Annotated in this window: 17 protein-coding genes and 1 riboswitch; of the genes, 10 read left to right on the plus strand and 7 right to left on the minus strand. The window is 50.8% G+C overall.

Features of this window, described 5'->3' with window-relative positions; genetic code table 11:
- The first annotated feature begins 98 nt into the window (after positions 1–98).
- Positions 99–1,262: a trans-sulfuration enzyme family protein gene (locus A0W33_RS15025; protein ID WP_068838944.1), complete on the plus strand. Its 1,164-nt coding sequence runs from the start codon at positions 99–101 to the stop codon at positions 1,260–1,262.
- Between the two features lie 32 nt (positions 1,263–1,294).
- Entirely contained in the window at positions 1,295–1,711 is a 417-nt protein-coding gene (locus tag A0W33_RS15030) for an OsmC family protein (protein WP_068838945.1), read from the plus strand.
- A 106-nt stretch (positions 1,712–1,817) separates the two neighbouring features.
- On the opposite strand, the gene A0W33_RS15035 is transcribed toward A0W33_RS15030, so the two are convergent.
- From A0W33_RS15035 to A0W33_RS15055, 5 genes are all read right to left on the minus strand, one after another.
- Complete coding sequence (locus tag A0W33_RS15035; protein ID WP_068838946.1) at positions 1,818–3,074, minus strand: sulfate adenylyltransferase subunit 1; 1,257 nt, start codon at positions 3,072–3,074, stop codon at positions 1,818–1,820.
- Positions 3,074–3,982 carry a sulfate adenylyltransferase subunit CysD gene (gene cysD, locus A0W33_RS15040; protein WP_068838947.1) on the minus strand — a complete coding sequence of 303 codons (909 nt, stop codon included), beginning with the start codon at positions 3,980–3,982 and terminating at the stop codon, positions 3,074–3,076. Before cysD ends, A0W33_RS15035 begins: the two co-directional genes overlap by 1 nt.
- A 107-nt stretch (positions 3,983–4,089) precedes the next feature.
- Positions 4,090–4,809 (minus strand): phosphoadenylyl-sulfate reductase, encoded by a 720-nt coding sequence (locus A0W33_RS15045; protein WP_068838948.1) that lies wholly within the window; start codon positions 4,807–4,809, stop codon positions 4,090–4,092.
- A 294-nt stretch (positions 4,810–5,103) separates the two neighbouring features.
- Positions 5,104–5,207, minus strand: a riboswitch (SAM riboswitch).
- A gap of 729 nt (positions 5,208–5,936) precedes the next feature.
- Positions 5,937–6,656, minus strand: coding sequence for a hypothetical protein (locus A0W33_RS15050; protein WP_068838949.1), 720 nt, complete (start codon positions 6,654–6,656; stop codon positions 5,937–5,939).
- A gap of 225 nt (positions 6,657–6,881) precedes the next feature.
- Positions 6,882–8,030: a PQQ-dependent sugar dehydrogenase gene (locus A0W33_RS15055; protein WP_082815258.1), complete on the minus strand. Its 1,149-nt coding sequence runs from the start codon at positions 8,028–8,030 to the stop codon at positions 6,882–6,884.
- A 268-nt stretch (positions 8,031–8,298) separates the two neighbouring features.
- Here A0W33_RS15055 and A0W33_RS15065 point away from each other — a divergent pair, with 268 nt between their 5' ends.
- The 3 genes from A0W33_RS15065 (at position 8,299) to A0W33_RS15075 (ending at position 10,380) form a co-directional block, all read left to right on the plus strand.
- Positions 8,299–9,084 (plus strand): SDR family NAD(P)-dependent oxidoreductase, encoded by a 786-nt coding sequence (locus tag A0W33_RS15065; RefSeq protein WP_229802290.1) that lies wholly within the window; start codon positions 8,299–8,301, stop codon positions 9,082–9,084.
- A 212-nt stretch (positions 9,085–9,296) separates the two neighbouring features.
- Entirely contained in the window at positions 9,297–9,878 is a 582-nt protein-coding gene (locus A0W33_RS15070) for a DsbA family protein (RefSeq protein WP_229802289.1), read from the plus strand.
- Between the two features lie 142 nt (positions 9,879–10,020).
- On the plus strand, positions 10,021–10,380 hold the full coding sequence (locus A0W33_RS15075) for a DUF1801 domain-containing protein (protein WP_068838952.1): 360 nt from the start codon (positions 10,021–10,023) through the stop codon (positions 10,378–10,380).
- 4 nt (positions 10,381–10,384) lie between these two features.
- Here the strand turns inward: A0W33_RS15075 and A0W33_RS15080 are convergent, their stop codons facing one another.
- On the minus strand, positions 10,385–11,293 hold the full coding sequence (locus A0W33_RS15080) for a cation diffusion facilitator family transporter (protein ID WP_068838953.1): 909 nt from the start codon (positions 11,291–11,293) through the stop codon (positions 10,385–10,387).
- A gap of 124 nt (positions 11,294–11,417) precedes the next feature.
- Here A0W33_RS15080 and A0W33_RS15085 point away from each other — a divergent pair, with 124 nt between their 5' ends.
- The 4 genes from A0W33_RS15085 (at position 11,418) to A0W33_RS15100 (ending at position 15,898) form a co-directional block, all read left to right on the plus strand.
- Positions 11,418–12,101, plus strand: a complete 684-nt coding sequence (locus A0W33_RS15085) for a response regulator transcription factor (RefSeq protein WP_068838954.1) — start codon at positions 11,418–11,420, stop codon at positions 12,099–12,101.
- Positions 12,098–13,489 carry a HAMP domain-containing sensor histidine kinase gene (locus tag A0W33_RS15090; RefSeq protein WP_068838955.1) on the plus strand — a complete coding sequence of 464 codons (1,392 nt, stop codon included), beginning with the start codon at positions 12,098–12,100 and terminating at the stop codon, positions 13,487–13,489. Before A0W33_RS15085 ends, A0W33_RS15090 begins: the two co-directional genes overlap by 4 nt.
- A gap of 150 nt (positions 13,490–13,639) precedes the next feature.
- Positions 13,640–15,211 (plus strand): SulP family inorganic anion transporter, encoded by a 1,572-nt coding sequence (locus A0W33_RS15095; protein ID WP_068838956.1) that lies wholly within the window; start codon positions 13,640–13,642, stop codon positions 15,209–15,211.
- 48 nt (positions 15,212–15,259) lie between these two features.
- Positions 15,260–15,898, plus strand: a complete 639-nt coding sequence (locus A0W33_RS15100) for a carbonic anhydrase (RefSeq protein WP_068838957.1) — start codon at positions 15,260–15,262, stop codon at positions 15,896–15,898.
- Positions 15,899–16,048: 150 nt separating this feature from the next.
- On the opposite strand, the gene A0W33_RS15105 is transcribed toward A0W33_RS15100, so the two are convergent.
- Positions 16,049–17,044: an SWFGD domain-containing protein gene (locus A0W33_RS15105; protein ID WP_068838958.1), complete on the minus strand. Its 996-nt coding sequence runs from the start codon at positions 17,042–17,044 to the stop codon at positions 16,049–16,051.
- Between the two features lie 504 nt (positions 17,045–17,548).
- On the opposite strand from A0W33_RS15105, the gene A0W33_RS15110 reads away from it, so the two are divergent.
- The gene (locus A0W33_RS15110) at positions 17,549–17,965 is read left to right on the plus strand and encodes a hypothetical protein (protein ID WP_068838959.1); all 417 of its coding nucleotides are present in this window, start codon (positions 17,549–17,551) and stop codon (positions 17,963–17,965) included.
- Positions 17,966–18,010 lie beyond the last annotated feature (45 nt).

Raw genomic sequence — 18,010 nt, forward strand, 5'->3', positions numbered from 1 at the left:
AATTGAAAATTAAATATGAGCGGAATCAAGAACGATAAACTGCATCTTAGCGGAAGTCTTTTGTCTTGATACCTGATACTTGTGTCTAAAATAAGAATATGGAAAATGAAACCGGGGCGATACGCCTGCAGGCGGAGCGGTCGCAGTACAGGGAGCATTCGGTGCCGCTATACTTAACCTCCAGCTTTACCTTTGAAGATGCCGAGCAGGCGCGTGCGGTGTTTGCCGAAGAAGAGCAGGGGCAGGTATATTCCCGTTACGCAAACCCAAACGTAGATGAGCTCCTGCAGAAAATGTGTTACCTGGAGAAGGCGGAGGATGGCTTTGCTTTTGCCTCGGGTATGGGCGCTATTTTCGGTTGCCTGGGAGCGCTGCTACAGGCCGGTGACCATGTGCTGGCCTGCCGTTCGGTTTTTGGCTCTACGCACCAGCTGCTAACAAATATCTTCCCGAAGTGGGGTGTCTCGTACAGTTATGCCGATGCAGGTAAGCCGGAGGAATGGGAGCTCCTGATTACGCCCGCCACAAAACTTATATTGATAGAGACACCCTCCAACCCGGGGCTGGAGCTGATCGACCTGGAATGGCTTGGTGCGTTGAAGCGGAAGCATAACCTGCTGCTGTTGGTGGATAATTGTTTTGCCACACCCGTACTGCAAACGCCTGCCGATTTTGGAGCTGATCTGATACTGCACTCTGCTACCAAGTATATCGATGGTCAGGGGCGGGTATTAGGTGGAATAGCCGTTGGCTCTAAGGAACTGATGGCGCAGATCCGCTACTTTGCCCGGCACACAGGCCCGGCCATGTCGCCGTTCAACGCCTGGATTTTATCGAAGAGCCTGGAGACGCTGACACTGCGGGTGGAGAAGCACAGTGAGAACGCCCTGAAACTGGCTGAGGCCCTGGAAGGAAATTCAGCGTTGGAGAAAGTTAACTATCCGTTCCTGCCCTCTTTCCCACAGTATGAGCTGGCCAAAAAGCAGATGAAGCAAGGCGGAGGCATTGTGACGCTGGAAGTAAAAGGCGGCTATGATGCAGCCAAGCGTTTTATCGATCACCTGCAGATGGCCAGTATCAGTGCCAACCTCGGCGATACGAGAACAATTGTCACGCATCCGGCTTCTACCACGCATTCCAAACTAAAAGAAGAAGAGCGTGCGGCCACAGGCATTACACCGGGGCTGGTGCGTGTGTCGGTAGGACTGGAAGGTATCAATGATATTATTGCCGACATAACACAGGCGCTGGAGCAAGTGTAGACAGAAACTTTAGAAACCCTAATCAAACCAACATGGAAGTTAACTTAACCCGCGTAGACCAGGATTTTCACTTTGCGGCCACAGGTGCATCAGGAGTTGAGATTAATATAGACGGATCACCTGAAATCGGTGGGCACAACGCGGGAGCCCGCCCAATGGAATTGCTGCTGATGGGCCTCGGCGGTTGCAGCGCCATCGACATAATTCAGATTCTAAAGAAGAAACGCCAGCAGATCGACTCCTTCAAAATCAATGTGAAAGCAGATAGGATAGCAGGTCAGGTTCCTTCGCTGTTCAAGCAGATCCATGTTCATTTTATACTTGGCGGACAGCTGGAGGAAGCAAAGGTGCAACAGGCCATCCAACTGTCGATGGACAAGTACTGCTCCGTAGCTGCCATACTTTACAAAACCACCACCATCAGCTACAGTCATGAGTTGGTGAAGTAAATAAATGATTTTTGTAGGGACAGGTTGCAACCTATTCCGTCATAAACAGTGAAGCCGCTGCAAGTATAAACTGCAGCGGCTTCACTGTTATCTGAAATTTCTGTACCTAAAATTCTATTTCAGCTACCATACCGGCACCAACTGTGGCAAACGAGGTGTCGTCCACAAGTATGAATCCGCCGTTGGCGCGGTTGTTCGCATACTTGTCCAGCAGGAGCGGAGTGGCTGTTTTAATTTGCACGCGGCAGATGTCATTCAACTGTACCTGGTCAATGTCCTCCAGGTGCTCAAGCGAGTTGATGTCGATCTTGTAGTCGATGTGTCGCACCACACAGCGTGTTTCAGTGGAGTTGTGGCGAAGCAGCAGTTTAGCACCGGGCTTCAATGCTTTGTTGTGCATCCAGCAAACTACGGCCTCAAACTCCTGCGCAACTTCCAGGTTATCGGCGGCTTTTACCAGCACGTCGCCGCGGCTAATGTCTACCTCATCAGCCAATTGCAACACTACCGACATCGGTGCGAAAGCTTCCTCGAGCACTTTCCCGCCCAGCTCTACAGATTTCACGGTAGTGGTCTGGCCAGATGGCTGCACGGTAACTTTATCGCCTGCTTTGTACGTGCCGCTGATCACTTTACCTGCATAACCGCGGTAATCGTGGTGTTCGGCAGTAAGCGGACGAATCACGTACTGCACCGGAAAGCGCGCATCTTCCAGGTTGAAGTCCTGCGAAACTGGCACCTGCTCCAGGTGCTCCAGCAGGCTCGGCCCCTGGTACCATGGCATCGAGAAGTCCGATCCCTCTACAATGTTGTCGCCTTTCAGCGCACTGACAGGTATGAAGGTGATGTCTTTGGCGTTCAGCTTACGGGCAAACTGCTGGTAATCGGCCACAATCTCGTTGTATACCTGCTCATCATAGCCCACCAGGTCCATCTTGTTGATACAGATCACCAGGTGCGGAATGCCCAGCAGGGAGGAAATGATCGAGTGGCGGCGCGTCTGCTCCTGCACGCCTTTGCGGGCATCCACGAGTATAATCGACAAGTTAGAGTTTGACGCACCCGTTACCATGTTGCGGGTATACTGGATGTGGCCCGGCGCATCGGCAATGATGAACTTGCGCTTCTCTGTGGAGAAGTACTTGTACGCCACATCAATCGTAATGCCCTGCTCGCGTTCGGCTTTCAAACCATCTGTGAGCAGCGACAGGTCAATCTGTCCGTCCTCGTTCACGCGGCCGGAGCTTTCAATGGCTTCCAACTGGTCGGCAAAAATCTGCTTCGTGTCGTAGAGCAGGCGACCGATCAGAGTGCTCTTGCCGTCGTCTACGCTGCCGGCGGTGATAAATCGTAGTATATCCATTAAAAGTATCCTCCTTTCTTACGGTCTTCCATCGCCGTCTCCGACAGCTTGTCGTCGATGCGGGTGGCGCCACGCTCACTAATTTTAGACTCCAGAATCTCGGCAATCACGCCGTCAATGTCATGGGCAATTGATTCTACCGCAGCCGTACAGGTCATGTCGCCCACCGTGCGGAATCGTACCTGCCGCTTCACAACGATATCGTCCGGCTCCTGGTAAATAAAATCAGACCAGGCCATCAGCTTGCCATCCCGCACCAGGCACTCGCGCTCGTGCGTGTAGTAAATGTTTGGCAGGGCTATTTCCTCTCGTTTGATGTAGTTCCACACGTCCAGTTCTGTCCAGTTGGAGATCGGGAACACGCGCACATTTTCACCTTTGTTGATGTGGCCGTTGTAGATGTTCCAAAGCTCGGGGCGCTGGCGCTTCGGGTCCCACTGGCCAAATTCATCACGCACCGAAAAGATGCGTTCCTTGGCACGGGCTTTCTCTTCGTCGCGTCGGGCACCACCGATGCAGGCATCAAATCCAAACTCCTCAATCGTTTCCAGTAAGGTATGCGTTTGCAGTCCGTTGCGGCTGGCATAACGTCCCTTCGGCTCCGAAAGGCTTTTGCGTTTGATCGTGTCTTCCACGTTGCGCACAATCAGCTTCTCGCCCAGTCGCTCAGCCAGTTCATCGCGGTAGCGGATGGCCTCCGGGAAGTTGTGGCCTGTATCGATGTGCACCAGCGGGAACGGGAACTTACCGGGTCGAAACGCTTTCTCGGCCAAACGCACCAGCGTGATAGAATCTTTGCCGCCCGAAAAGAGCAGGGCCGGCTTCTCAAACTGCCCCGCAACCTCGCGCATGATGTGAATTGCCTCCGCTTCCAGCTGGTCAAGGTAATCCAGGTATCTCTTAGTCATACTTCGTATCTAATTTTGAATTATGAATGCTTAATTTTGAATTGAGACCCTCGAAGAGTATCGCACAAACCACATTTATAATTCATAATTTATAATTCATAATTATATTATCGCGCGTGCAGGCCGCATTCCTTTTTGGAGTTATCCTCCCACCACCAGCGGCCGGCGCGGAAATCCTCGCCTTCAGCAATGGCACGGGTACAAGGGGCGCAGCCTATACTTACAAAGCCCTTGTCGTGCAGCGGGTTGTAAGGAATGTTAAGCGCTTTGATGGCCGCCCACACGTCATCCAGAGTATAGTGCAGCAGTGGGTTATACTTAATGAGTTGGTGCGCCTCGTCCCACTCCAGCAGCTGCAGGTCCTGCCGGGCTCCTGATTGGTCGGCGCGGATGCCGGTTACCCAAATCTGCACGCCTTCCAGGGCCCGGTTCAGCGGCTCCACTTTGCGGATGTAGCAGCACTGTTTGCGATCGTCGATGGAGTTGTAGAAGCTCATCGGCCCTTTCTCGTTCACGAGCTGCTCCACGGCCTCGTGCTTGGGGAAGTATACTTCTATCTTTTTGCCGTAGTGGTTGTTCGTTTTGTGCAGCAGGGTATAGGCCTCGTTAAAGAGGCGCCCCGTATCCAGCGTGAAAACGCGCACCGGCAAATCATTCTCGAAAATAAAGTGCGTGATGAGCTGGTCTTCCACGCCCAAACTGGAGGAAAAAGCAATACTGCCCTCAAACTCCTGTGCCAGGATGCGCAGTCCCTCTTCCGCCGGAAGTTCGGCGAGGGCGTTGCGCAGGCTATCGAGCTTCGCCAGCAATCCTTGTGATAAATCCATAGGATATCGTATAATCTCTTGAAAACTAAAACAGGTACTTGGGTTTTCGGTGCTGCACCACAACCATGCCAAATGGCGGCGGCTGCCTAAGCAGGGAAAAAGGCGCGATGGTTTTAGCTGCCTGTTATACCGAAAGTGTGTTTGGGAAGTGCCAGATTAACACGGACAACAGCAACAACAATTCAGTTTACCCTGTGCACTGGTAGATACAAAGGTTGCGTAAGCAGTGGGGGAGGTGCCATTGCTTGCTTTACTGCTTGCTGATGTGTTGTAATAGGTTTGCATTGCTTTTGTAATTTATATGCCCCGGCCTGACCGGGATAGGAATTGGCACCTTACCACTTTGGAGGTTGCCAGAGGGTCATAGAGCCTAGTCTCTCGCCTCTTCTTTATAAATTTTACAGACGTGACGTCCATTGGTTTACTACCGGCAAAAATACGGTTTTTTCCGGGATGTATAAATTTTATGAGGTAAATATTAGAGAATTAATGTTGACGTTAGGATACTGGGCAACATCAGGGTACGGATTTCATAAGTGTCCGACGGGGGTGTTTTAGAAGTGTCAAATGTCCTGCTGGCGCGAGTTTTTAACTCGCGGCCTACAAATGAGGTTCAGTTTGTAGCTCGATTGGCCTGAAAAGCCATACTTGCATAGCTGCAGCTGTACTTGTTGCATTCCCTGGCGCAAGCGTCCGCTTGTGCCTTTGACTACCTCCGCTTTTCGCAACTTGAACCAAGCTATTTTTTCTAGTTGCCGTTTACCCTCCGGTTCCCTGATACTTATGTTTCACCTCCTACCTTGGGGCGCTCAACCCAAGGACTGAAACAGTTCAACTAGCCGCTGCCTTTGCTCTCCTTCAATTACAGGAATTGTAGGGACAGGTCGCGACCTGTTCGGGGAATACCATCGGCTACAGAGCTTGTACCTGAGTAAAAGCAGTACCGCTACTCCCTCTCCTGTTTTTAGGAGAGGGCAGGGGTGAGGTAAATTTTTCTCCTCAAAGGGGTTAGGGGTGGGTTCCCTGTTTTAGCCGAAACCATAAAGCTTATACTTCAGCAACAGCAGCTACAGACTCTCCTCTAGGAAAAGGAGGAGTTAGTGACTGTTGGATCCTGCAGTCACACCTCACGCAGCCAAACCCGTTACATACTTCACAAGGGAGCGCTTGGCAATGGGCAGCAGGGCCTGCTCCAGCGGCATGGGCACTTTGGCTATTGCCACGAAAGCGGCTGGGTTCGGCAGCTCCTGCCGTTCCCGGAGCAGCTGCACTTTCAGTTGCTCATGGGTTTGGGCAAGGCCCCGGCGCACGGTCTGCAGGTGTTTTGTGTTGATGCCCCTATACTTCTCGTAGGTGTTTTCGAAAACAGTAATGTTATACACGTACACGTGCGTTTCCTTACCCGGGAATGCATCCAGGAAAAGATACCCTTCGTTGTGGTACATCGGCGTAATGCCAACCGGACTTATCTCCAGGTGGCGTTCCACGAAACTGTACAGCTCCTTTCCCTCTTCCAGCGTCTCGGTGAAAAGCGGCGTGGCGTACTGAATAATTTCTTCTATCTGCTGCATCGTCTCGTCGTCGTTCACAATCTTTTCATATACCAGTTCCAGCTTCTCAAAGTCAGCACGGCTGATGCGCTTCGGGAATGACTCATATACCAGTTGCTTGTGCGCCTTTACCTGCTGCAGGTTGCGGTAATGCATGATCAGGTCGGAGAAAACAGGATAGAGGCGCTGCTTGTTGAATTCGTTTCTGGCGGCTTTCAGGTAAGCCAGCAGCAGGTACTTCTTGTACTCAAAGTCAAGGAGTCCTTCGGTAAGCCAGTTGACAGGTAGGGTGCTCATAAGCCTTCAACTTGTTAAGGTTAAAACGTGTGGTATTTAACGTGAAACTGGGGCCCGGGATTATGATCTCGTCAGGTATTGTGGGCACACAGCAAAAAAAAATGACAATGTACCACCCCAAAAGCATGAATGGCAGGAACCGCTGTAACAGTTTCTGCCATTCATGCTTTGATTTTTATTTGTTGCACAACATACGAATATGGTGCTCGGTAATCGACTACAAACTTACTTTAAAGGCTTCAGCCGGAGTACCTTTCCGTTGCTCTGGTCTGTTAGCACATAGATAGAACCGTCTGGTGCCTGCTCCACATCCCTTACACGCACCACTAATGGTATTCGCTCTACCTCCTCGGCCTTCTCCCCGTTTACTTTTACCCGCACCAGCCCGGTGCTCGTAAGGCCGCCGATCAGCGCGGTTCCCTTCCATTCCGGAAACATGTTGGCTGTATAAAACACCATGCCGGAAGGGGAGATGGTAGGCGTCCAGTGGATAGCTGCATCAGCGAACTCAGGTCGTGTATTTGGTCGCGGTATTTTAGAGCCATCATAGTTGTCGCCCCAGCTTACCACCGGCCAGCCGTAATTCTTACCAGCTTTCGGCTGGTTTAACTCATCGCCCCCCATCGGGCCCATCTCAACAATCCAAAGTTTGCCTGTGGCCGGGTCGATGGCGGCGCTTTCAATGTTTCGGTGGCCATACGACCATATCTCGTCACGCGCATTCGCTTTCCCTACAAAAGGATTATCCTTCGGCACGGAGCCATCGCGGTTCAGGCGAATAACAGTGCCCAGGTGGTTGGAAAGGTCCTGCGCAGGGTCGAACTGAAAACGCTCGCCGGTGGTAAGTATAAGATGGCCCTCAGGAGTGAAGGCAATGCGGCCTCCAAAATGGTTTGGCCCTTCTATTTGTGGCTTCTGCTGAAAAAGCATTTTAAAGTCTTTGAGCTCATTGCCCTCCAGCCTGCCACGGCCTACAGCGGTAGAGGCGGTGCCGTTCTCCCCGGGGTCGGCAAACGACAGGTATACCAGTTTATTTTGCTTAAAATCAGGATCAAGGGCAACATCCAGCATACCGCCTTGTCCTTTGGCAAAGACTTCTGGCGTACCTTTGATTGGTGCGGAAAGCTTGTTGTTCTGGTCCAGGATTCGGAGTGTGCCGGAGCGTTCAGTCACCAGCAAACGGTTGTCAGGCAGAAACGCCATGCCCCACGGACGGTTCAGGTTCTCGGCCAGTGTTTCTACCTTTATGTCGCCGGCATCGGTCTTAACAGTTGATTTTTGTGCGAAAGCCTGTCCGGTCAGCAACACAAAGGCCACTGCTCCCAAAGCATGGCGGCAGAAGTATGTAAGTGTAGCGTATGTTCGTGTTTTCATAGAATTTGGGTTGTGCTTGTTTAAGTTTGGCTAACGTAGCATAAACTGTTGATGTTCTGATATGTTTTGAGGAGCAAGCCTGCTACAGCGGGATTGTACAGGTTAAGCAGCGGCACAAAACCTGAAAGATGGGTCCATTTGACCTTTACTTTCTGCTGGTGCGAAACCCCGATCAGCAGGCATGCGTTTGTCTGCCACCGATTCAGGGTCCCGAATACCCGCAACCCTTTTATCTGCCATGGGTAAAAGCTAGCAAAACCAATCACGGATGATGAGTAACACTTACTACACCAACAAGAATGTTCTGATTACGGGCGGGGCACAGGGTATCGGGCTGGGGATGGCACTGGCTTTTGCAAAGGCGGGCGCCAACACGGTTATCACCGACAAAGACGAAGAGGCAGGGCAGGAGGCGGTGCAGCGGCTGGAGCAGGAGGGCCAAAAAGTAATATTTATACATTGCGACGTGAGCCAGGAGCAGGAGGTAAAAGCACTGCTGCAGCAAGTAGGGGAAAAGTATAAGCAGTTAGATACCCTCATCAACAATGCGGGAATTGCCGATCCGTTTGTGGGCCCGCTGCAGGAGATGGATATGGCTGTGTTTGACAGGGTGTTGGCGGTGAACCTGCGCGGCCCGCTGCTCTGCGCCAAGTATGCGCTGCCGCTGCTGGCGAAGGCTGAACACCCGGCCATACTTAACATTTCGAGCACACGCGCCTTTATGTCTGAGCCGAACACTTTTCCCTACTCGGCTTCTAAAGGTGGGTTGGAGGCACTTACGCATTCGCTGGCGGTAAGCCTGACGGAGGAGCGGGTGCGGGTGAACGCAGTGGCTCCCGGCTGGATTGAGGTGGGGGAGTGGCAGAAGCAAAGCGAGCGTTATGAGCCGCACCACTCCAAGGAGGACAAGGCCCAGCACCCGGTGGGGCGTATCGGCATGCCCGAGGATATTGCGGAGGCTGCCCTCTTTCTCTGCTCCGACAAAGCAGGCTTTATCACCGGCCAAACACTCACGATCGATGGCGGCATGACAGTGAAAATGATTTATGGCTGAGAAACCTGAGCGCTATACTTTAAAGTGCTGAAGAGATAAGGCAGTTAACACATACTCCTGTAAACTCCACCAGCGCCCTTCTTCAGGCTACTTTAATTCAGGTGCAAAGTTAAACCTCTGCCAGTTGATTGCGGTAAACTGATTAGGTGAAATTTAGAAATTAAATGGCCCAGCAACCCGAAAAGATAACCCTCCTCTATGTTACAAACCCCATGTGCGCATGGTGCTATGGCACTACGCCTGTCATTCGCCGACTGCGGGCCATCTGGCAGAGCCGTTTGCAGGTGCAGGTACTGTTGGGCGACCTGCAGGCCCATGCTTCCCAGCCGCTGCTGCCCCGGCAGAAAGAGCAGTTGGCCATAAGCTGGCATCGGGTGCAGGAGCAAATAACGCTTCCCTTCGACTTTAATTTTTTCACCCGTCGCGATTTTGTGTTCAACACTGAGCCCGCCTGCCGTGCGCTGCTTTGCGTGCGGCTGCTAAGGCCTGTGCTTACGCTGGAGGTGTTGCGGGCCATGCACTCTGCTTTTTTTGTTGACAACCTGGACTTGAAAAATACAGCGGTTTTAGTGCAGTTGGTGGGAATGTTCGGCATCTCAGAAAACCTGTTCCTGACGCTTTTCGAGTCTGAGGAGATTCAGAGTCAGCTTGAAAACGAATTTGCCTTCGTGGATAGCCTTGGGGCAAATACGTACCCCAGTCTTTTTCTGAAAACAAAAGAGGGGCCTCAGCAGTTAACTGCCGGATTTGTACAGTTGGAGGAACTCGAACACCGTCTTTTTCAGCTACTTTAGCAAAATGTGATTATCTTTCATTTTGATTATCTTATTTAAAGTAAGCGGTAGCCACAACAGAAGATGCGTTTTTAACGTATATTAAAAATATAGTATATTTATGTGTTTATGTGTTTCCACGTTACACACATCTAAACCCCTTATGAGAAGCAAAACAACAACCAACCAAGTAGACGAGTACGTCGAAACTTTATCTCCTGAGAAGCGCTTGCTGGCACAGGAGGTCCGCCGGATCATCAACTCCTCCGTAGCACACCTGGAAGAATGTGTGCGCTGGGATTGCGCCTGTTACTTCTTTTACGGCCCGGTCTGCTACTTTGCATCCTCCCGCAGCGGCATTCACTTCGGTTTTTTCAGAGGCAAAGAACTTGCAGATCCGCAGCGCCGCCTGGTAAGCCGGAACGGCCAGAACCCGCATGTTAAAATTCGCACCCTCGAAGATATTGATGAGGCTTACTTTGCAGATCTCGTACGCGAAGCAGTGCTTCTAAATCAAAACTAATGCGTTAGATGGCACTTTGGTGGCTGCACTCTTCGCCTGGTGCTTCCAGTTCCAGTGTCACGTGCTGTATGTCCATGTCAGCCATCAGGCTCCTGACACGCTTTTTAAGGTCCTGTGCCTGTTGCGCTGGTAGGTTTGGCGCTACCACGGCGTGCATCGTGAGCACATTGTAGCTTCCGTCCAGCGTCCAGATGTGCAGGTCGTGCAGTGATTTTATTTCTTCCACGCTCTTTAGTTTTGCGGCTACATCGTCGGGCTTGATGTGCGGTGGGGAAGCCTGCAGCAGGATCTTGGATGTGTCGCGCAGGTTGCCGATAACATTGTACAGCACGTACAGGGTAATAATGACAGAAAGCAGCGGGTCCAGGAACGGTACATCATAAAAATACATGACAATACCGCCAACCAGTACCGCGACCCAGCCCAATACATCCTCGAGCAAGTGCAGCCTTACGGCGCGCTCATTAAGCGAATCGCCGCTTTTCAGGCGAAGAACGGCAGCACCGTTCACCAATATGCCTATCACGGCAAAGGCCATCATACCGGGTGCGTTTACCTCCTGCGGGTCCCAGATGCGGGGTACCGCCTCCCAAAGTATAAAGAAGGAACCAACCAGCAGGATAACTGAGTTGATGACGGCTCCCAGCAGCGAGAACCTTTTGTAGCCGAACGTATACTTCTCGTTGCGCCCCCGCTTGGCAACTTTTTCGAAGTACCAGGCCAGTCCCAGCGATAGGGAATCACCCAGGTCGTGCAGGGCGTCCGAAAGAATGGCCACGCTGTTGATCCAGAGCCCGCCGAAAATCTCGAGCACCGTAAAGCCCAGGTTCAGGAAAAAAGCTACTTTGATGTTGCTGCCGGCGCCGTGGTGGTGATGTCCGTGGCCGCCTGCATGATCGTGGTTGTGTGCCATAGTTTATGAAACGGAAATCAATTAGCTTAGATGCCTATCGGGCCGGCTTGCTGATTCAGGAGCAGGTTGTACCTTTGCAGGGTGCGGCAGCCAACTGCAAAATACAAAGTATATCCCACAGCCTATGAAGATTCTGTTAGTTGAAGATGAACCGAAGGTAGCCTCCTTCATTAAGAAAGGGCTGGAGGAGCAAACCTACGACGTAGACCAGGCCTACGATGGCACGATGGGGGTGAAACTGGCGCTGCAGAATGAGTATGACCTCATTATCCTCGATATTATACTTCCCGGCATGAATGGGCTGGACGCCTGCAGGCAGATCAGGCTCCATGATACCAATGTGGCCATACTTATGCTGACGGCCCTCGGCACGACCGACGACAAAATAGTGGGGCTCGATGCCGGTGCTGACGATTACCTGACCAAGCCCTTCGAGTTCAAAGAAATGCTCGCCCGTGTCCGCGCCTTGTCCCGGCGCAACACAGATACAGGCACCAGCGAAAAGCTAACCATTGCCGACCTGGAGTTGGATGTAGCCAAAAAAGCCGTTACACGGGCCGGTAAGCTCATCAACCTAACGGCACGCGAGTTTTCCCTGCTCTACTACTTGCTGCGTAACCAGGGTAGGGTTGTTTCCAGGGTGGATATAACAGAGCAAGTATGGGAAACCTCATTCGACACGGGCAGCAACGTGATTGATGTGTACATTAACTTCTTGCGGAAAAAAATAGACAAAGACCACAGTAACAAGCTGATACATACGCTGGTGGGCATGGGCTATGTGCTAAAAGAGCAGGAGAACCTATGAAAATCCGTACCAGGCTCACCCTTCAGTTTGCCAGCATCTTTGCGCTGATTCTGCTCCTTTTCTCACTGGTGGTATACTATTTCACCTCTATTTACCGACAGGATGATTTTTACAGGCGCATTTCCCGCCGCGCCCTGATACTGGCGCGCCATATACTGGAGGCCGATGAAGTGGACAAGCTGCAGCAACGGCGCAACCAGATAAGTTATTTCCAGGAGCTTCCGTTTGAGTCGGTGCGGATTATAAACGCGGACGGGGATGCTATTTTCTCGGAGGGCGAGGGAGACCTTGGCTTTACCCCAGCAAGGGCAGAGAAGATCCGGCAGGAGGGGGTGCTGAAGTATGAGGAGGGCGTGCGGCAGGTAGTGGGCATGTATTACCAGGATAACCAGGGCGACTATATCATTCTGGCCTCCTCTATAGACGCCTATAGCCTTAGGAAACTGCACCACCTGGAGATCCTGCTGTTGGTGGGCTTTTTCGGCTCCATGGCCGTGGTGCTTGTAGCTGGCTGGATTTTCTCGAAACAGGCTATGCGCCCGATTATAAAGGTAATCAGCGAGGTGCAGAAAATCAGTGCCAGCGACCTGCACCTGCGCCTAAGCGATGCGGACGGGAAAGATGAAATATCGCACCTGGCCCAAACATTTAACCGCATGCTCGACCGCTTGGAGCTGGCGTTCGAAATGCAGAGCACCTTTGTTTCGAATGCCTCCCATGAGCTGCGTACGCCCCTTACTGCCATGATCGGCGAGCTGGAGGTGGCCCTGATGAAGCCGCGTGAGGCGACAGAGTACCACAGAGTGCTGCAAAGTGCCCTGGAAGAGGCGCGGATGCTGACGGAGCTTTCAAACGGCCTGCTGCAAATAGCGCAAGCCAGCCTCGACCCATCCAAGATAAAACTGACCACCCTGCGCTTCGACGAGCTGGTGTGGATGGCCCGTGACCAGGTGCTGAAGCGCCAGCCGAAGGCCCGCATCGATATTGACTTTGCAAACTTCCCGGAGGAGGAGGACCGCCTGGTGGTGCGCGGAAACGAAGCGTTGTTGCTCGTGGCCGTTGTGAATGTACTTGAAAATGCCATTAAGTTCTCCCCGAACGAGCAAGCCGTGGTGGGCCGTATCGTTGTCCGCAAAAACGAAGTAATGCTACAGGTGCGCGATCGGGGGCTCGGCATCGCACCGGATGATCTAAAGCATGTGTTTGTTCCTTTTTTTCGGGCCGAAAATGTGCGAAGTATTACTGGGCACGGCATCGGCCTGCCCTTGGCAGAACGCATCTTGAAGCTGCACAAAGGGGCTATCTCAGTTGATTCGAGGATAAACGAAGGTACGGAAGTAATCATTAGCCTACCCCAAGTATATCTGATCATACCTGATTATACCTGATTTTAATCTCATTTTAATGTCGTTTTAATTCCCTCTTAATCTTACCAACGTATGTTTGCACTTCCATCCTGAAACAGCTCTTGTATAGGCTATACTTGCACGTTTTCCCGGGGTGTGAAAACTTCTATAAGATTTGTTTGTAATTAAAACATGAAAGAAAGTAGGAATTCCTCTCAGTACCTCTCGCACCTTGGTAAAGACATACCCGCGGGCTTAGTTGTTTTCTTTGTGGCTCTGCCGCTTTGCCTGGGCATTTCGCTTGCTTCCGGTGCGCCGCTTTTGTCGGGGCTTGTGACAGGTATCGTTGGTGGCGTGGTGGTAGCCTGGTTAAGTGGCTCTCAGCTCGCGGTGAGCGGCCCTGCTGCAGGCCTGACGGTTATCGTTCTGAACGGTATTGAGACGCTTGGTTCCTTTGAAGCGTTCCTGCTGGCTGTGGTAATCGCTGGTTTTTTACAGCTTATACTTGGCTTCATGAAGGCGGGCGTCATCGGTTTGTACTTTCCCTCCTCAGTTATTAAGGGAATGCTGGCCGCTATCGGCCTTATTCTAATCCTAAAACAGATTCCTCACTTTTTAGGTGCCGATGATGACTTTTTCGGTGAGATGGAATTTTTCCAGCCGGACGGCCGGAATACCTTTTCCGAAATTGGATACGCTTTTTCAGCCATCCAACTGGGTGCGCTACTGATCGGTGTGATATCGCTTGCTATAATCCTGCTGTGGGACAACCCTAAGATCAAGAATAACAAAATCCTCAAGTTTGTTCCAGGCGCGTTGGTGGCCGTGTTGCTTTCTATTGTGATTAACATGCTGTTCATCAACTTTATGCCGGAGCTTGCCGTTACCTCCAGCCACCTGGTGTCTATACCTATCATGGAGAGCTTTGGCGACATTAAGTCGGAGCTTCGGTTTCTGGATATTAATGCCCTTAGCGACCCCTCACTCTATATTGTTGCGTTCACCATTGCCATTGTTGCCAGTCTGGAGACGCTGCTTAGCATAGAGGCCATTGATAAACTGGACCCGCACAAGCGCCGCAGCGACACCAACCGTGAATTGAAAGCCCAGGGCGTGGGTAACATGGTAGCCGGTCTTATTGGCGGCCTGCCAATGACTGCCGTAATTGTTCGTGGCTCCACTAACGTTGCCTCTGGCGCCCAAACAAGAGTTTCGAGCTTTGTGCACGGTATATTCCTGGCGCTTTCAGTGCTGCTGTTAGCAGGGATGATGAACCAGATTCCGCTTTCGGCTTTGGCGGCAGTGTTGCTGGTGGTGGGTTTCAAATTAACGAAGCCAGCCCTGTACAAGACGCAGTTTAAGCTGGGACATGAGCAGTTCATTCCATTTATAGTAACAGTACTCGCCATACTCTTCACGGACTTGCTGATTGGTATCTGCGTGGGTCTGGCAGTAGGTATCTTCTACATCCTTAAGGCAAATTACAAGTCGCCATACTTCTACCACAAGGAAGAGCATCAGGAAAAAGATTACATCCGCATCAAACTAAGCGAGCATGTATCCTTCCTTAACAAAGCCAGCATAATCCTGACACTGGACCACATGCCGCACAACAGCCACGTGATTATAGATGGAGAAAACTCCGCCTTTATTGATTATGATGTACTGGAGGCCATTCAGGAGTTTAAAAAGACAGCCCACGAGCGTAACATAAAGGTGGAGCTGGTTAACATTAATGATGTAGAGGTAATGGACCTGCATTAAGTGTAGGCACGTATTGTTGATAACACACCGATTTATAACTTATATATCATGGAAAAAATATTTGAGAACAATAGAAAGTGGGTTGCTGAGAAGCTGGCCCAGGATCCGGATTACTTTAAGAAGCTAGCGCTAGGGCAGGAGCCGCGTTACCTGTTTATTGGCTGCTCTGATAGCCGCGTACCAGCCGGTGAGATTACGGGCCACGGACCGGGAGAAATGTTCGTGCACCGTAACATCGCCAACATGGTCGTGCACACCGACGTGAACATGCTGTCGGTGCTGCAGTATGCCGTGGAGGTGCTGAAGGTAAAAGACATTATTGTGTGTGGCCACTATGGCTGCGGCGGAGTGGCAGCGGCCGCTGGCAACAAGCAGTTCGGTCTTATCGACAACTGGCTCCGAAACATAAAGGATGTGATTCGCCTGCACGAGGAGGAGTTTACAGGCATCAAGGACGAAGAGCAGCGCCTGCGCCGCCTGGTGGAACTGAACGTGATAGAGCAGGTGCACAACCTGTCCAAAACGTCCATTATTCAGAATGCCATGCAGTCTGATAACCCGCCAAAGCTCCATGGCCTGGTTTACGACATCAGAGAGGGCCTTTTGCGCGACCTGAAGGTGAATGTAGATCAGTTCCAGCAGTTTGATCATATTTATAACGTGACGGGGGAGCAGGTATCCGCTTAACTCTTGCACACACCATATCTCCTCCTGTTATGGAGGGCATCAAAAAACCCCGTTGCATCCGCAACGGGGTTTTCTATGTGGAGTTCATCCACTGTTCTTAGGTTAAACTACCACGGGTAGCCATACTGAAATGGCCGCCTGTAGGTGTTATTACCATTCATAGTCTCTTCTCGAAGATGATCCGTAAGTGTAGGGAGGTCCGCCATAGGTGTTTCTGTTTCCACCATAGCTGGAGCTGCTCCCATAACTGTTGCGGTCACGGTTTTCATAGGATCTGCGGCGATCGTTATCATCATCGCTGAACCAGGATTTTACCGTATCTCCAGCCTTCTCTAGAAAGCCCCGATCATGGTCATCATGGTTGTTACGGTCATAATCAGAGCCATAACGGTTGCTAGAGCCATAGTTGTTGTTGCTGGAACCATAGCTGCTGTCGCTTCTGTAGCCCATTCTGTCTCTGTTTCCAGAGCCATAGTTGCTTGATCCGTAGTTAGACGAGCCATAGTTAGAACCTGATCCGTAGTTAGAGCTTCTGCCATAGTCAGATCCATTACGGTCGCGGTCATAGTCTGTGCCGTAATTGCTGGTAGTATAGCCCGTGCCATAAGTGCCGGAGCCATAGTTTCCGCTGTAGCTAGACCCACTGTTGTAAGTGCCGCTACCGTAGCTGTTTCTGCCCGAGTTGCGGTCAGAGTCATAGCTTGAGTAGCTGTCGCGGTTGCTCATGCCGCTTCTTCTGCGGTTATCGTTGTCATCGTCGTTAAACCACGAGGATACTTTATTTTCTGCTTTATCCCAGAAACTGCGGTCGTTGTCATTGTCTCTGTTGGAGCCATAGCGGTTGCTGGAACCATAGTTATCAGACGAGCCATAATCTGAGCGACCGTAGCTTGAGCCACTACTGCGTGGTGAATCATAAAATGAGCCGGTTGTGCGGCCGGTTCCAGAGCTTGAATAAGCGTCTATACCTGATCCCATGCCTGAGTTACGGTTTCCGTAGCCACTTGCACTTGAACTGCCATAGCTTGTGCGGTGGCGGTCTGTTAAATCCATATCGCCGGAATAATAGTTTCTGGCTGATCCTCTCGTTCTGGTTGTTTCGTTGTCATTAAACGGGTTGTAGCCCGAGTTTTCATAGCTTCTCATAGTTGTCGGTTTTAATTTAAAGATCTTATTTTCATCGTATTTGCTAGTCCCAATTATAAAACCGGGGCTAGTTATTTTTACGTCTTCCTGGCATATATGTTATAATCTTCCTCTTTGCACTGTTCAAAAGTAACACAGCAACCCACCCAATGCTTTAGCGGCTAAAAGCTCTTTACTAGTGGTGCAATGCATAAAATATTTTACAAGTATAAAGTGCCAGCCTTTATAGTACTTTAAGATTGTTTGGCTACTTAAGAGTTAATTAGCAGGGTAGGTATATAAGGGCTGTGAACCTATTTTACAACTTGTATTACGGTGCTTTTTGCCTCTGTTTGGTGCTATGTATCTCGCTTTTGATATGAGCCTTAAATAGCAATATATTTATAAGGTTCAAACTGGTGCATTGCTTTTGATGGTTTTTCTTTGTGGAGAAGGAAATTTAAAGTGCAATTCAGCTGTTTACCCGTCGTTAACAGTACATCACATTTTAGCCATATTTTTCATATGAGATTAAAAACAATGCTAGCCGCTCTGGCAGCAGTAGGCATGCTTACTGCGTGTGAGGATATCTTTGAGGATGGAAACATGCAACCTGATGGCTCAAAACCTAGTGTCGTAGTAAATAGCCCAAGCAGCAACCAAGCTATTAATGTGGCGCAGGGGCTGCTCGTCAATATCTCCGCCGTTGATAAAGACAAAGTAAAGGATCTTGATATTGTGCTGCAGTCGCAGGAGGAGGAGCAGAATACACTGATCAGCTTCTCAACCACCCCGGATAAAAACGTGGTGGAGTTTGACTCGGTAGTAAGTGTCCAGGGAGTTAAGCCCGGTCGCTACAACCTCATTATCACCGCAACCGACTACCGCACCAACCAGACTGTTCAGGAGGTTCCGGTAATCATTCAGGCTCCTGCAAATTAGAACGAACGCTTTTATAACTGAAAAGGCTGCTGTGGTATCATCCAC

The sequence above is a fragment of the Pontibacter akesuensis genome, from assembly GCF_001611675.1.
In the GTDB taxonomy this organism is placed as follows: domain Bacteria; phylum Bacteroidota; class Bacteroidia; order Cytophagales; family Hymenobacteraceae; genus Pontibacter; species Pontibacter akesuensis.